The following is a 14,986-nucleotide window of genomic DNA, read 5'->3' on the forward strand; positions in this document are numbered from 1 at the left end:
AATCCGGGTCCTGTCGTCCAGGCCCTAAAGAACACTGCCCAGGTACACCGGGCCCTTGTTGCTGTCGTCGTCGTTCGCCAGATGCGGCCACTGGGTGCAGCACAGATCCACGAAACGCGCCGCCATGCGCCCGGAACTGGACAGTTCTTCGGCGTTGGCGACGCTGTCGATCCAGATGACCCGGGTGCCGGTCAGCTTGGCGGCCAGCGCCAACAGCAGACCGGGCAAGGCGCCGGTGGTGATCAGCAGATCGGGACGCAGACGCAGCATCAGGCGCAGGCTGCCGCCCAGGCAACGCAGGGCATTGAGGCGCTCACCGGCGTTACAGTCGGTGACCCGGTAATAGTCGGCACCGGCCGCCTCGGGCGGTATCTCCGGCGAGGTGGACACGTAGCTCAGGCGCCGGCTGTCGCCGTCCAGCAGACGGTCGATCACCATCAGCTGTTTCCAGTGGCCGCCGAAGGACGCCGCCAGCATGACGTGCCGGGGCGACTGTTTGGCGGTGCGTTCGTGAACGGGCTCGGCTGTGGTCATAACGATTCCTATGATGCCGCTCGGGCGAGGCACTGCTGGTACTGGTTGAGAATGGCGCGTACTTTTTCGTCCCAGGAATACTGGCTCACGCTGGCCTGCAGGCGCCGCCCCAGATCGTCGAGCGCCGGTGCTTCAGCGGTCTCCCGCAGGACCGCCGCCAGACTGCCCGGCTCGCCGAAGTCGATCAGGTGGCCGCCATGATTGTCGACCAGCTCGCGGAACGGCGGGATGTCGTTGAGGATGGGGATCAGTCCGGCGCCCATGGCCTCCACCGCCGACAGGCCGAAGCCCTCGAACGACGAGGCGCTGACGAAGTAGCGACAGCGGGCGGCCAGCGCCGCGATCTCGGCGGTGGAAATACTGCCGTGGAAGACGACGCGCTCGGGCAGGTTGCGCGCCTGCAGGCGCGGCAGGGTGCCGTCGAAATCGCGGCCCACCAGGTGCAGGCGACGGCCGTCGTCGTCCAGCTCCAGGAAGCGGTCGATCAGCGCCTCCACGTTCTTGTGCCCGGCCATGCGGCCGATGTAGACCATGTCACCACTGCGTTCGGCGTCCGCCGCCGGCAGGAACTTGTCCAGCGCCACGCCGTTCTCCACCAGCATCAGGCGCTCGGGATCCGGAATGATGCGCCCGATCAGCTCGTAGTCGTTGCGGCTGCAGGCGAACACCCGGTCCACCCGGGCCAGTGCCCGGGGCGTGACGAAGCGGTAGAAGAAACGCTTGATGCGGGCAAACTTCTCGGTATGGAAGTACAGCCCGTGGGTGGTCAGGAACACCGCACCCCGGATGCGCCGGCGCAGGAAGATCATCTTGTCCAGCATGGAATCGACGCAGTGGATGTGGAACACGTCGAAGCGATTGACCGTGTCCAGATCCAGCTTCACCAACGGGTACTGGCGAATGCCCCGGAACGGGACCCGGGTGATGCGGATGCCGTCGATCTCGTCCGTCTCCGGCAGGATCTCGTCGCTGCCGAAGGTGCGGTTGAGGGTGAGCACTTCCACCTCGTGGCCGGCGGCGATCTGGCGCCGGGCAATCTGCAGCACCACGTCCTGGATACCGCCCACGGACGGATGGAACTGCCTAACGTAATGCAGGATTCGCATGGGCGCCTCCCCGGAAAGTTTCGAGCAATTGTCGGTGATAGAGGAAAATCATCACGAAGTGCAGCCACACCAGCGGGTAGCGGATGAAGTTGTTGGACATGCAGTTCACGATGAAATAGACCAGCCCCAGCACCAGGAACAGGGCAATATCCCGCTGCGGCGCCATTCGCGCCCGTCGGGTGATGCGGTAGCTGCGCAGGGCCGTTCGGAACAGCACGGTCAGCACCGCGATGACCACCAGCAGGCCCAGGATGCCGGAGTCGAACAGGCTGGTGAGGAACAGGTTGGTGCCCCCGCGCCCGGCGTTCATGATGCCCCCGCTGGCGTACTGCTCGCGCAGGTCGATGCGGTCCACCAGCTCCTGGATGCTGCCGGCGCCGTTGCCCCAGAAGGGCTCCTGCTGCACGAAGTACCAGGTCATCTCCAGGGCGAACAGGCGCGAGTCCAGCGCCCCCGAGTCTGTACTGCTGTCCTCGATGGTCGACACCACGTTGAAGCGCTGGACCAGCGAGTCGGGGATGAACGGTGCCTTGAGCTGGATGCACAGCATCAGCATGAACACCAGGGCGCCGCCCACCGCGATGATCCCGAAGCGCCGACGCACCAGCAGGAAGATCCCCAGACAGCCGATGTAGGCGAAGGTCGCGGTACGCCCGAACGACAGGATCAGCGACATCAGCGTCGCCCCCAGGGCCAGCTGGTAATGCAGTTTCTCGCGGATCAGGTGTTTGCCGCACACGGTCAGCAACAGACCGACATAGCCCATGTACATGGCGTGCCAGTCGGTTTCGGTGAAGATCGACTCCGCCCGCGGGAAGCCCACCGTGTGCGCGTGGGACACCCCCAGGTTGATGCCCCCGAAATAGCCCACGATCTGCAGGAACGAGAGCCCCGCGCAGAACATGCCCACCAGGATGTGCGCGTTGAGTACCTTGATGACCCCGTTTTCGCGATCGTAGAGGTAGGTGTAGGTCAGCGTCAGATAACCCAGCAACAGCAGCTGCCCCAGGGCGATGACGATGAAGTGGTGCATCGAGATGATGGTGCCGCCCAGCGCCGGGATGAACAGGCTGAGCCACCAGGCCACGAACACATTGAACTCGGGCCGCCAGCGAAACCGCTTCACCATGATGCCGTAGTGAAACGCCAGCGCCAGGATCACAATGATGAAGGGCTTGAGGTTCGCCAGACGGCCGATATCAATCTTGACGCTTTCCAGGATCGTCATGAAGACGAAGAACAGCACCATGCCGTCGCGCGCCCGCTGGATCAGCAGGCGGCGACGCGGAGACATCCGCTGTGCGTTATAGGAACTGGCGACCGTGGTCATTGACATGGGCTGGGCAGGCTCGTTCGTTGCTCGAATGACCGCCTGAACGCCTTGCCACCAAAGCGTTCAGGCGCTCCCCAAGGGCGCAGCAGACGGGGCATCAATACTTGTACTGGTACACGTAGTTGCCGCGCTGCTGGTTCTGGCGATGCAGTTGCACGTCGTTGAAGACCACGCCGTTGACGGTGACGCCGGCCTGCTGGAGCTGTTTGGAGGACTGCTCCAGCTCGCGCATCGGATGGGTGCGGTCCTTGACCACCATCAGGCTGGTGCCCGCCAGGCGGCCGATGATGGCCGCGTCGGTCACCGCCAGGATCGGCGGCGCATCGATCAGCACGTAGTCGAAGTGCTCGGCCAGTTCCAGCACCTTGCGGCCGAAGGACTCGTGCAGCAGCAGCTCCGCCGGGTTGGGCGGCAGCTGGCCACCGCTGAGCAGGTGCAAGCCCGGGATCGTGGTCTTGCGCACGTAGCTCATGGGCGAGCCGCCGCGGGTGATCATTTCCGTGACACCCTGGTCACGGCGCATGCCCAGCGTCTGGTGCATACGGCCCTTGCGGATATCGGCATCGATAATGAGGATGCGCTTGCCGCTCTGGGCCAGTACCGCCCCCAGATTCACGGTCACGAAACTCTTACCGATCTGCGGGCTGGGACCGGTCAGCATGATCAGGTTGTTCTTGGCGCCCAGCAGGGAGAAGTGCAGCGTGGTACGCAGGCTGCGCAGGCTCTCCACCGCCTTGTCGTCCGGCGCCACGTCCGCCAGTATCCGTGATTTGCGCGAGGCCTTGCTGCGGCTCATCTTGGCCTGGCGATCACTGTGGATCACCGTGGCGTAAACCGGCAGCCCCAAGTTGCGCTCGATCTCGTCCGGATCCTCGACGCCGCCACGCAGGGCGCGCAGCACCAGCACCACCAGAATGCCGAAGAAGACACCGGCCATGCCGGCCACCAGGACAATCAGCTTACGGTTGGGCGCAACGGGCACGTTCATCGGCACCGCGTCATCGATGATGCGGACGTTCCCCACGGTACCCGCCTTGGCCACCCGCAGCTCTTGTGCGGTGGACATCAGCTTGGTGTAGAGCGCCTTGTTGACCTCCACATCCTGACTCAGACGCAGCAGCTTCTGCTGGGCCTTGGGGAGACTCTCGGACTGCTGGTCGAGCTCCGCCTTGCGCGATTCCAGTCGATTGATCTTCTGGCTGATCGCAATCATGGTCGGGTGGTCGGGCTTGAAGCGTTGACGCAGCTCGTCCCATTTCTGCTGCAGCTGCAGCAGTTCCTGATCCACCTTGACGGCGGTATCGAGCATGACCTTGGTTTCTTCGTCCAGGTTCACCGAGCCGTACTCGATACGGTAGTCGTTGTAGGCTTCCTCGGCGGCGGTCAGCTTTTCCTTGAGCTCCGGCAACTGGTGCTCGAGGAATTCAAGGGATTGCTGGGCCTCGGCGGAGTTGCGGGCGATGTTCTGCTGGACGTAAACCTGGGCAACCTCGTTCAGGATGCGGCTGGCCTGCGCCGGATCGGTGTCGGTCAGGGACAGCCCGAGAATGCCGGAATTCTTGCTGCGCTCGCTAACCGAAAAGTTGCCTTCGACGTGCTTGATGGCTTCCAGCGGCGACACCCGCTCCATGTTGAACTGGGTGCCGGGACGGGCCACCAGCTCGGAAATCATCACTTTCAGCGGCTGGCCGCCGTCGAACGCCGTCTCGCTCACCTGGCCCACCTGACCGGTCAGCAACAGACGACCCTCGGCATCCTTCACCTGGTACTGGCCTTCCTGGCCGGCGACCACGGTAAGCGGCTTGTTGAGCAGCGACTGGGGCACTTCCAGGTTATCGAGCTGGATGGACTCGCCGCCCCAGGCGTACTCGTTGAAGCCGAACATGGGGTCCGCCAGACCCTCGTTATCCCGCTCAAACCGGCGGGCGAAGGTGGCGCCGATCACCGGCAGGTGGCGTGGCGAGGCGCTGTATTCCAGCCCCAGATTGCGGACGGCGTCACCGAGCACCATGCGCGAGCGCAGGATTTCCACATCGGCGACGATGGGCGGCTCCTGGGTCAGCATCGACGCCGGATCGCCGCCCAACTGGCGCAACCCAATCGGTTTCTGCTGCTCGATCTGCAGCAACGCATCGGTCTGGTAGACCGGCGGCGCGGTCAGCGCGTAGCCGACCCCGCCCAGGGTCACCAGGGCCGTAATCAGGACGATCAGCCATTTGCGCTCCATCAGGATCGCAAAGTAATCCCCCAGCTTGACCGACTCCTCGCCCAGTGGGTCCTGCTGGACATGCGGCATGGCGGCAGGCGCGGCCTGCCCCGCCATTCCCGGACGCTCCGAGGTGTAGTTATCCGAGTTCTGCATCGCTATCCCTGCCTAGTTGCTTTGCCGGTTATTGAAAAGCGGGTAACTGGTGTTACTGGTCGATTCAAGCACGTTGACCGTGTTCACCAGGTTGCCGATCACGCGGTTCCAGCGCACGATGCCGGCGGTTTCCACATAGACCAGGTCGCGCTCCTGCAAGGGGAAGCGATCCGCCAGCAGCATGGCGTCCACGGAGCTGGCATCCAGGTGGAAGATCTCCGGCTCCCCGTCGACACCGGCGCCGCGCAGAACGAAGATCTGCCCCGGATCCGATGTCGCCGGATTCACGCCGCCGGCTTCGCTGAGCGCCTGGGCCAGCGTCTTGCGGTTGTTCTCCATCTGGATGTCGCCGGGTTCGACCACCTCGCCCACGACAAAGACCTTATCGTTCTTGATGTCAGGAATATTGACCACGTCGCCGTTCTGGAGCATGAACTCCGGGGGCTTGCGCGCGTCTTCATACAGCGCCTGCAGGTTGACCCGGTAGGTCTGGCCGTCACGACTGAGCGTCACGTCCCTGCGATCCGCCAGGTCGGTGAAGCCGCCAGCACGGTTGACCATCTCCAGCAGGGTCGGCGGCACGTCATCGATGGCCTGCACGCCCGGGGTGTCGACTTCGCCCACCACGTAGACCCGCTGACTGCGGAAGGAAATCACGCGCACGTCCAGTTGGATGTTCTCGATGAAGGGATCGAGCGCCAGCGTGAGGGCTTCGCGAATCTCCTCGGTGGTCTTGCCCGCGACCTGAAGACGACCTGCGTAGGGGAAGAAGATGTAGCCGTCACTGTCCACCAGGTTGCCTGCCTGCTCGGCGGAGCGGAAGGAGCCGGCCGGGATGGTCAGTTCCGGATGTTCCCAGACGGTGATCGACAGGATATCGCCCGGACCGACCTCATAGGCGTAGCTCGCCGGGTCGGCGGAGCCATCCGGCACCTCACCGAGCGATTGCGGTGTCTGGGAGCGCATGGCCGCAATCAGGTTGGCCGTGATCGGATGCACTTTGACCTGGACCGGCCCCTGTCCGGTGTCTTCACCCTTCAGCGTGACCTCATCGGGTACGCCCGTGCCAGACATCTCCATGCCCGGGGCGACGGCGCATCCCTGCAACACCAGGGCCACACCGGCCAGTCCCAGCAATCGCCCATTTTTCCAACGTGGTGGCAACATACACTTTTTCCTAATCCAATCGTGAAATCCGGCTTCGGCGAGCGTCCGATCAGGCGTCGGCCAGCGCTTGTGACAGGCGGCTGACCCAGTCCTCCGAGCACTGGCTCAGGAGCTGATAGGACGCTTCAAACAGCGAGTAATCGCCCTGGTAGGGGTCGGGGACCTGGGCCTTGCGCCAATGGCCAATCAGGAACACCTTGCCGCGCGCCTCGGGGAACTCGCTCTCGATGTACTGTTTCTGGAAGTCTTCCATCACCAGGATCAACTCGGCCCAGGCGATCATTTCCGACTGCACCCGCTGGCTGTGCAGCCCCTGGGATTCCAGGCCGTTGACCTGCAGGACCCGGCGCGCGTTGGTATCCGGCTCGCGTCCGTCGATCGTGGAAATACCCGCTGAACGGATCTGGACCCGGCCCGCTCCGCGGCGTCGGAACCCTTCGCGCAGCAGCACCTCAGCCATGGGGCTGCGGCAGATGTTGCCGACGCACAGCACGAGGATTCGGGAAATGCTCAGTGAAGAAGACACGTTATCGATACCCTGGCCCGTCAATAGGCCTGTTGACCAACGAAGCCGCGGAAGATCGTGAACCAGACAATCTTCAGATCGAGCCACAGCGACCAGTTGCGAATGTATTCAAGGTCGTAATCAATGCGTCCGGTCATCAGGTCCATCGTGTCGGTCTCACCGCGGAAACCGTTGATCTGGGCCAGACCGGTGATGCCCGGCTTGACCTTGTGGCGCAGCATGTAGCCCTGGATCTGGCCACGGTAGAACTCGTTGTGAGCCACCGCGTGGGGACGCGGGCCGACGATCGACATGGTGCCACCGAGCACGTTGAAGAACTGCGGCAGCTCGTCGAGGGAGGTACGGCGCAGGAAGCCGCCGAACGGGGTGATGCGCGGATCCTCCTTCTGCGCCTGGGGCACGTCCGGGCCGTCCTCGCAAACGCTCATGGAGCGGAATTTCCACACCTTGATCTTCTCGCCACGCATCCCGTAACGGGTCTGCTTGAAGAAAACCGGTCCCGGCGAGGACAGTTTCACGCCAGCGGCGATGATCAGCATGGGGATCGCGATCAGCGTGAGGATCGCCAGGGACAGCACCACATCTTCCAGGCGCTTGCTCCAGCCATGATCCACCAGCGGGGTGTCGTAGATGCTCAGGGCGGGAATGCCCTGGATGCCGGTCAGCCGGGAATGGACCAGGTTGAAGCTGAACACATCCGGAATCAGGTAGACCGAGGCAGTGGTATCCGCCAGGCGATCAACCATCTCGCGGATGCGGTCTTCGGCCTTCATCGGCAGGGTGACGAAGATGATGTCGATCTTGCCGTCGCGGGCGTCCTCGAACAGTTGGTCGAAGCCACCGCACACGTTGATCTCCTCACCCTCCAGACGACGCGCCATGTCCTTGGCCGGAGCCCGGTCGTCGTAATAGCCGGTCACCTGGTAGCCCATCCAGGGAATCCCTTCCATGGATTCCACCAGACGCGACCCCAGACGATTGGCACCGGCCACCGCCACACGGCGCGGCTGGGTGCGCTGGCCGCGGTACAGCGACAGGAACTCACGACGCGCCCAGTGCAGGAACACCATCGCAACCGGCGTCACCGCAATCCAGGTCAGCACGGCACTGTGGTCCACGGACTTCACCAGCCCCACCAGCAGCGCCACGGTAAAGGTCACCAGGGCAGTGGCCGCCCAGGCCGCCAGCAGCCGGGAGGCCAGTTTGGGCGTGGACAGGCCGCGCCACAGGTAATAAACCTCGTTGCTCTCGGCGAAGAACCCGAACAGGATGATTGAAAGCACACCCAGGAAGGTGTAACCGTTGTCCAGCGGCACACCCACCACGTTCAGTACACCCCAGAGCATAAACAGGATGACGAAGCAGTCGAATGCGCGGAACAGCGCAAGAATGCGGGACTGGTGCAGTCGAATCACTGGCGACTGCCCTTCCCTAACCACACTGTGAGGCGTGGCATCTTTCAGATGGTGCCCACCCATAAAATCCTCTCCATGCGTTTTATGGCCTGCACTCCAGGAACTACCACAATCCCGGTCTGTCTATACCGCCAGTCACCACTTCCCAGGATGGACAGGCAGCCCGTACAGCACCGATTCGAAGGTCCTCAAGCGAACGCTGCATAATTCAGACCAGCGAGCCGGGCGCGGACCCTGATCCGCACACCGGGCGTCGCCGGGGCTTACATTCCGTGAGTTGTCGGCACGGGCCTTTTACGGTGCGCGACCGTCGACGAAACGGTCAATGTATGCATTGTGGTCACACTGCAAATGTAAAACGGCGCAAAAAGGCGCAAACGCCCGTCCTGTGCGCCCCAAAAGCATGCACCGTTTGCCATGAAGATCAGACTACAAAGCCATGAAGTTTGCGTAAGGAAGATTTAACTCCGAAGGGGATTCGGAAAAGCTGGAAAACCACTATCCTTATGACCACGCTGCCCGCCCTCTAACCTGAAGACAGGCAGGTACTTGCGCCCTCCTACTGCGACGTCGCCCGACGCCATTGCCGGGCATGCATCCACGGATTCACAGATAACCGTTGTCATAGCGCGGAGGCTGCTGCCCCAGACGCACCCGCCAGAGCTGCCGGTACACCTCCGGCAAGGTGGCGAAGCCCCGATCCGCAAGCCTGTTCTGGAACGCTGGCTCCAGCAAGTCGCCCAGCGCCGGCGCCAGACGCTCGCGTCCGCCGGCCTCGGGCGGCAGGTTGACGTAGAGGTAGTAGGCCACCTGCGGGTCGGCGCGGTAGAAATTCGCCTGGTCAGAGTCTTCTTCAGCGGCCTCGCCGTCCGCCGTTTCCCTGGCCGCCACATGAGTCAGGGGCAGCACGGTTGGCCGGTAGCCGTGGGCCTGGCTGAAGGCGAGCACATCCCCTTCCGACCAGGGCCCCTGGGACAGGGCCGCATCAGCGCCGCCCAGAATCAGGACCGCCGGATCCGGAGACACCTTGAGTGGCTGCTCCGCCAGCAGATCCAGCAGCGGCTCGTCGGCCTGCGCCACCTGGCTCGCCAGGACGGCCCACAGGATCAGTCCGTATTTCATTGGGAAGCCTCCTGCCGCTGGTTCTCGGTGGTGTAGATGGTCCATTTGGGAATCGATTCAAGCTGAGGGTAGAACACCCGGACGATGGTACGCCGCTGACGTTGCTGCATGATGTTCGTCAGCGCCGGGTCGTCGTAGACCATATCCACCACCCGGCTTCGGTCCATGCCTCGCCCCACCAGGGCATTGACGATGGTGTTTGCACGGCGCTGGCCCAACCGGTGGTTGTAATCGTCCGTGCCTTCGCTGCTGGTGTCTCCCACCAGCACGATGCGGGCCTGTGGATGCGCCCGTAACATCTGCAGCACCTCGGTCAGCACCGGAATCTGGTCCTCGCGCAGGGCCTGCGTGTCGAAATCGAAACGGAACACGAAGTCCCGGTGGCGCGACTCCAGGGTCCACTCGGCACAGCCGTCCACACCCACTTCGCTGGTGGTCGGTGTGTCGCCGCAGAGGTCCCGGACGTTGACCACGCCGTCGCCGTCCAGGTCACGGATGTCCAACAGTTGGGTACGGCTGTAGCCCTCCTCCACGTGGGCCGACTGGCAGCCCGCCAGCAGTAACCCCGCCAACAGAACAACTGGCAATGGATGGTTCATTCGCTGTCCTCCCGGTTGGCTTCATTCCACTCGTCCGGATAGTTCAGGCGCAGGGCGTAGCCCAGGCGTCCGGTGGCGTTCAGCACGCGGTAGCGGGCCTGGAGCTGGTCGTAACGGGTGTTGATGTAGGTGCGCCGGGCGATGAACACCTCGACTTTGGCGTTGAGCAGGTCCAGCAGGGAACGCTTGCCCAGTCGGAACTGGGTGATGTAGGCGGTCTCCGCCAGGGTCGAGGCGTCCACGCTTTGCTGCACCAGGGCGCGCTGGTCATTCAGGGCCTGGTAAGCGTTCCACGACAGTCGAGTCCCCTCGACCAGATCTTTCTCGGTCCGCTCACGCACCGCCAGGGCCTCGTTGTAGCGCCAGTTGGAGGATCGGGACCGTGCCTTGTCGCGCCCGCCGTTGTAGAGGTCGTATTCCATGACCAACATCAACCGGTAATCCTCCTCACGGCCCTCGAAGCCGCCGATGTCCTCGCCGGTGGTGGCGTAGCCCTCCAGGCTCAGGCGCGGGTAGTAGCCCGACTGGCTGGCTTCCACTTCTTCTTTCGCGGCACGGATATCGGCGAAGGCGGCCTGCAGCTGGGGATGGGTCTGCCGCGCCCAGTCGATGGCCTGGGTGACGGTGTCCGGCAACAGGGTATCGTCGGTAACCGGATCCTTCAGATTCACCGGGGCCTGGTCCACCAGCCGCAGGAAGCGCGCCCGGGCATCCTGGTAGTTGTTGTTGGCCGCCACCAGCGAGGCGCGGGCGTTGGCCAGGCGGGCGCTGACCTGGGCGATGTCGGCTTCGTTGGCGTAACCGCGCGAGGCCAGGTTACGCACGTCGTCGAGGATCTCCAGGTGCCCGCGCACGTGGCGCTCGGTCAGTTCGACCAGCTCTTCGGCCTTGCGCACATCCAGGTAGACCTGGCTGGTGGCCAGGGCCAGATCCTCGGCTTCGGCGAGCAGCTGCAGGCGTTCCGCATCCGCTTCGTATTCCAGCCGGTCGCTGTTGGCACTGGTCTCGAAGCCGTTGAACAGCAATTGGGAGACGCTCAGGCTGGCCTCGCTGCGGGTCAGGTCCTCGTCGATCAGCTGCCCCGAGCTGTATTCCGTATGCTCCGGCCCGATGCCGGCCCGCACACTGACCTGGGGCAGATACTCTGACGTGACCGCTTCGCGATCCTCCAGCACCGAGCGGTAGCGCGCGAAACGCTCGCCCAACCCCGGGTTGCTGTCGACGGCCGCCGCAACCGCTTCCTCCAGCGTCTGGGCACCGGCCGCTCCTGCCAGGCTGCAGGCGAACATCAACACTGCACTCCTTACGGTGTGACGTCTCACTCTCATGAAATACCTCAATCAGGGTTCTCGCATTGCCTCAGCCTGCGCACGCAGCAAGGGCTTCAGCCAGTATTGAAGGATGGTTTTTTTGCCCGCCAGGATGTCCACCTGTGCCTGCATGCCGGGGATCAGCGGCTTCCCCTGCCAGCTTGCAGCGCCCCAGTCGCCGGAGTCGCCAACCACGTGGGCGAGGTAATAGGATTCGTCGTCTTCGTTGGTCAGCGCGTCGGGGCTGATGTGCTCCACGCGTCCGCGAATGCCGCCGTAAATCACGAAGTCGTAGGCGCTGAGCTTGATGATGGCGTCGTCGCCCTCGTGGATATGGGCAATGTCCCGGGGCGCGATGCGAGTCTCCACAAACAGCCGGTCGCCCTCGGGCACGATGTCCAGGATGGTTTCGCCGGGGCGGATCACGCCGCCGATGGAGGTTACGTCGATGGCTTTCACGGTGCCCGCCATGCCGGCGTATAGACGGGTCTGCTGCAGCTGGCTGTTGAGGCCGGCCAGTTGCTCACGCACCCGCGCCAGCTCGGCGGTGGTGTCGGACAGGTCAGACTGGGCCCGGGCGCGGAATTCCTGGAACAGTGAACCGCGCGCCTGTTCCGCCTCGGCGATGGTGGACTCGAGCCGCCCGATCTCGTAATCCAGCGCTTCGATCTGGCCCTCCAGACTGACCCGGTCGCGCTTGAGCTTGCGCAACTCGGCCGCGCTCAGGGCGCCCTGGTCGACTGCATCGGCGGTGATGCCGATCTCGTCCCGGAGCAGGGCCAGTGAGCGTTTCAGGGTCTGGCTTTTCTGCAGGGCCTCGGAGTAGCCCCGGCGCTGCTGGACGATTTTTTCGCGGGCGCTGTTGATGCGGCCCTGCAACTGCGCCAGGTTGGCGCGATAGCCGGCCGCTTCGCCGCCCAGTTTTTCCAGCGAGGCGTCTGTCAGCGGCGTGCTCTCAAACCCGCCGCCCGCGACCGCCTCCAGCTCCAGCAGCAGCCGGTTGCGGCGGGCCTCCAGCGCATTCTCCCGCGCCAGCGCTTCGGCGTAGCTGGCCCGCGCTCGGGTTTCATCCAGGGTGACCAGCAGTTGGCCTTTTTCCACGGTCTGGCCCTCCCGCACGTGGAGCTGGCGCAGGATGCCGCCATCCAGGCTCTGCACCCGCTGCACCGAGGCCGAGGGCACGAGCTTGCCCTGGCCCTTTACCACCTCGTCGATGGCGGCAAACGCCGACCAGGCGATGCTGCTGATCACCAGCGCCCCGATCAGCCAGATCACCTTGCGGGCGCCGTAGGCGCGCCGGAGCTGTTGCCAGTATCCGGACGTGCTCATGAGCCCTCCGCCCGCGATCGCACGGTCACCTTGCGCCGTGCCGCGGTCTTGCTGCGGACCCGGGAACGCTGCTCGAAGTCGGCGCGGGGCTGGTCGAGCACGACGCGCCCCTGATCCATCACCAGCACCCGATCGCAGAGTTTCAGCAGCCCCTGGCGATGGGTGGCGATCACGAATCCGCGGGTCTGGGGCAGGCCCGCAAGCGTCGCCGCCACCCGTTGCTGCATGGCGTCATCCATGGCGCTGGTGGGTTCGTCCAGCAGCAGCCACAGGGGATCGCGCGCCATCGCCCGGGCCAGCGCCACCAGTTGCCGCTGGCCGCCGGACAGGGCCTGACCGCCCTCGCCCACCTGGGACTGCAGGCCGTTGCCCAGTTGCGCCATGAAGCGGTCGATGCCCAGGTCGACGATCAGCCGGCGCAGGTCGGTCTCATCGGTGACCGGCTGGCCACAGGTGATGTTTTCCAGCACCGTGCCCCACTGCAGCAGCGGCGACTGGGGCAGCCAGCCGATGTGTTCGCGCAAATGCGCCAGGGGCCAGCAGGAACGTTCCACGTCGTCGTAGTACACCAGCCCCCGGCTGGGCTCATGCTGGCCGGCCAGCAGCGACAGCAAAGTGGACTTGCCGGAGCCGCAATTACCGACAATCGCGACCCGCTCCCCCGGCTTGAGCTGCAGTGACAAGGCCTCCAGCGCCGCTTCGTTCTGCTCCGGGTAGTGGAAGCTGCAGGCGTCGGTACGGATGGCACCGGCAAAGGCCAGCTCGGTGACACTGTGCTGCTGGTTCTCCTGCTCCATCGCCATGATCGTGTCCAGCCCGGTGATGGCCGAACGGGTCTGGGTGTAGCGCAGCAGCAACACCGCCACCTGCCCCATGGACTGGGCCGCGCGCCCGCTGAGCATGACGATGGCGATGAGCCCGCCCATGCTGAGCAGGCCTTCGGAGATGCGCATCACCCCCATCACCAGCAGCGCCACGGTCACCAGGTACTGGCTGAGCATCATCAGGTGGGACAGCGACGCGGTGACGCCCCGGGAGCGGATGCCCTGGTCCGCCAGCTCGCCGACCAGTTGCTGCCAGCGCCGGGACAGGCGATCTTCCTGGTTGGTCTGTTTGAGGTCCGGCAGGGTCTGCAGGGTTTCAATCAGCTGCGCCTGGCGCTGGGAGGACAGCCGGCCGGTTTCGGTAATCGCGGCTGCCATCCTGGGGCGAGCGATTAGGGCAGCCGTCACCAGCACCGCCAGCGCGACCATCGGCACCAGCACCATGGGCCCGCCAAGCCAGGCGATCAGCCCCAGGAACATCAGCGTGAACGGCAGATCCACCAGCGCCACCAGCGTGGCGGAGGTCAGGAACTCGCGCACGCTGTCCACGTCCTGCAACTGACGGGCGAAGGCGCCGGCGGACTTGGGGCGCTGGGACAGTTTCATGCCCAGCACCTTGCGATAGAGCTGGCCGGACACGGACACATCGATGCGGCGCCCGGCCATATCGGTAATCTCCGCCCGGGCGTTGCGCAGCAGCCAGTCGAAGAACAGTGCCAGGGTCACCCCGGAGGCCAGCACCCACAGGGTGTCCATGGTCTGGTTGGGCACCACCCGGTCGTAGACGTTCATGGTGAACAGCGGCACCAGCAGCGCCAGTACGTTGACCATCAGCGAGGCGAACAGCAGGTCGCGGTACCAGGGTCGCGCATGCCACAGGGCCTGCAGCAACCAGTGCCGCTCCTTGCGCGGAATCAGGTCCTCGGCGCGGGCGTCGGACGGGCTCCCCGCCGACACCACCAGACACGGCCCCGTCAGCGCCGCCAGAGGCGCATGAAAGCGCAGCCGTTCATTGCCCAGCGGGCAGAGGATCGCCTGGTCGCCGTCGACTGACTCCACCAGGGTCAATTGCTCGTTGTGGATCACCAGAACCGGCAAAAGGTTGACGTCAGCCTGTTCCCTGGCCCGGAAACGTCCCGGTTCCAGCTCGATGCCGAAGCGGCGCGCCAGGGCCAGCGGCGCCGGCGAATTCAGCGACAGCTGCTCTTCCTGATCCAGCTCCCGCAGCTCCGCGCCGGGTATCGCCGGGCGCTGGAAGTGCTGGCACAGGTAACGCAGCAGGCCGGCCCACTGTTCAGCCGGCGTGAGGCGCTGGTGGGACGATTCCGGCTGGATGGCGGCGGTCGGTGGACTCATGGG

General features: G+C 64.5%; 12 protein-coding genes. All 12 read right to left on the bottom strand.

Features of this window, described 5'->3' with window-relative positions:
• Positions 1 to 24 precede the first annotated feature (24 nt).
• Complete coding sequence (locus GQB00_RS11550; RefSeq protein ID WP_165856319.1) at positions 25 to 534, bottom strand: hypothetical protein; 510 nt, start codon at positions 532 to 534, stop codon at positions 25 to 27.
• Between the two features lie 8 nt (positions 535 to 542).
• A complete protein-coding gene (locus tag GQB00_RS11555; RefSeq protein WP_165856320.1) occupies positions 543 to 1,640 on the bottom strand; it encodes a glycosyltransferase family 4 protein in 1,098 nt (365 codons plus the stop codon).
• Positions 1,618 to 2,976 (bottom strand): O-antigen ligase family protein, encoded by a 1,359-nt coding sequence (locus GQB00_RS11560; protein ID WP_111493570.1) that lies wholly within the window; start codon positions 2,974 to 2,976, stop codon positions 1,618 to 1,620. Before GQB00_RS11560 ends, GQB00_RS11555 begins: the two co-directional genes overlap by 23 nt.
• 94 nt (positions 2,977 to 3,070) lie before the next feature.
• Entirely contained in the window at positions 3,071 to 5,335 is a 2,265-nt protein-coding gene (locus GQB00_RS11565; protein ID WP_111493568.1) for a polysaccharide biosynthesis tyrosine autokinase, read from the bottom strand.
• Between the two features lie 12 nt (positions 5,336 to 5,347).
• Positions 5,348 to 6,502, bottom strand: a complete 1,155-nt coding sequence (locus tag GQB00_RS11570) for a polysaccharide export protein (RefSeq protein ID WP_111493566.1) — start codon at positions 6,500 to 6,502, stop codon at positions 5,348 to 5,350.
• Between the two features lie 49 nt (positions 6,503 to 6,551).
• Positions 6,552 to 7,028, bottom strand: a complete 477-nt coding sequence (locus GQB00_RS11575; protein ID WP_162628707.1) for a low molecular weight protein-tyrosine-phosphatase — start codon at positions 7,026 to 7,028, stop codon at positions 6,552 to 6,554.
• Between the two features lie 20 nt (positions 7,029 to 7,048).
• Positions 7,049 to 8,443 (bottom strand): undecaprenyl-phosphate glucose phosphotransferase, encoded by a 1,395-nt coding sequence (locus GQB00_RS11580; RefSeq protein ID WP_207950673.1) that lies wholly within the window; start codon positions 8,441 to 8,443, stop codon positions 7,049 to 7,051.
• A 606-nt stretch (positions 8,444 to 9,049) separates the two neighbouring features.
• The gene (locus GQB00_RS11585) at positions 9,050 to 9,565 is read right to left on the bottom strand and encodes a hypothetical protein (protein ID WP_111493560.1); all 516 of its coding nucleotides are present in this window, start codon (positions 9,563 to 9,565) and stop codon (positions 9,050 to 9,052) included.
• Positions 9,562 to 10,164 carry an OmpA family protein gene (locus tag GQB00_RS11590; protein ID WP_165856322.1) on the bottom strand — a complete coding sequence of 201 codons (603 nt, stop codon included), beginning with the start codon at positions 10,162 to 10,164 and terminating at the stop codon, positions 9,562 to 9,564. The genes GQB00_RS11585 and GQB00_RS11590 overlap by 4 nt, the downstream gene beginning before the upstream one ends.
• Positions 10,161 to 11,453: a TolC family outer membrane protein gene (locus GQB00_RS11595; protein ID WP_165856323.1), complete on the bottom strand. Its 1,293-nt coding sequence runs from the start codon at positions 11,451 to 11,453 to the stop codon at positions 10,161 to 10,163. Before GQB00_RS11595 ends, GQB00_RS11590 begins: the two co-directional genes overlap by 4 nt.
• Positions 11,454 to 11,504: 51 nt before the next feature.
• Positions 11,505 to 12,803, bottom strand: a complete 1,299-nt coding sequence (locus tag GQB00_RS11600; RefSeq protein WP_165856324.1) for an HlyD family type I secretion periplasmic adaptor subunit — start codon at positions 12,801 to 12,803, stop codon at positions 11,505 to 11,507.
• On the bottom strand, positions 12,800 to 14,983 hold the full coding sequence (locus tag GQB00_RS11605) for a type I secretion system permease/ATPase (RefSeq protein ID WP_165856325.1): 2,184 nt from the start codon (positions 14,981 to 14,983) through the stop codon (positions 12,800 to 12,802). The genes GQB00_RS11600 and GQB00_RS11605 overlap by 4 nt, the downstream gene beginning before the upstream one ends.
• Positions 14,984 to 14,986 lie beyond the last annotated feature (3 nt).

This window comes from Marinobacter sp. JSM 1782161, assembly GCF_011421605.1.
GTDB lineage: Bacteria > Pseudomonadota > Gammaproteobacteria > Pseudomonadales > Oleiphilaceae > Marinobacter_A > Marinobacter_A bohaiensis.

Bases quoted from the DNA above. Each gene is read 5' to 3' on its own strand.
- GQB00_RS11550 (WP_165856319.1), bottom strand. From the start codon at position 534: ATGACCACAGCCGAGCCCGTTCACGAACGCACCGCCAAACAGTCGCCC.
- GQB00_RS11555 (WP_165856320.1), bottom strand. From the start codon at position 1,640: ATGCGAATCCTGCATTACGTTAGGCAGTTCCATCCGTCCGTGGGCGGT.
- GQB00_RS11560 (WP_111493570.1), bottom strand. From the start codon at position 2,976: ATGTCAATGACCACGGTCGCCAGTTCCTATAACGCACAGCGGATGTCT.
- GQB00_RS11565 (WP_111493568.1), bottom strand. From the start codon at position 5,335: ATGCAGAACTCGGATAACTACACCTCGGAGCGTCCGGGAATGGCGGGG.
- GQB00_RS11570 (WP_111493566.1), bottom strand. From the start codon at position 6,502: ATGTTGCCACCACGTTGGAAAAATGGGCGATTGCTGGGACTGGCCGGT.
- GQB00_RS11585 (WP_111493560.1), bottom strand. From the start codon at position 9,565: ATGAAATACGGACTGATCCTGTGGGCCGTCCTGGCGAGCCAGGTGGCG.
- GQB00_RS11590 (WP_165856322.1), bottom strand. From the start codon at position 10,164: ATGAACCATCCATTGCCAGTTGTTCTGTTGGCGGGGTTACTGCTGGCG.
- GQB00_RS11595 (WP_165856323.1), bottom strand. From the start codon at position 11,453: ATGTTCGCCTGCAGCCTGGCAGGAGCGGCCGGTGCCCAGACGCTGGAG.
- GQB00_RS11600 (WP_165856324.1), bottom strand. From the start codon at position 12,803: ATGAGCACGTCCGGATACTGGCAACAGCTCCGGCGCGCCTACGGCGCC.
- GQB00_RS11605 (WP_165856325.1), bottom strand. From the start codon at position 14,983: ATGAGTCCACCGACCGCCGCCATCCAGCCGGAATCGTCCCACCAGCGC.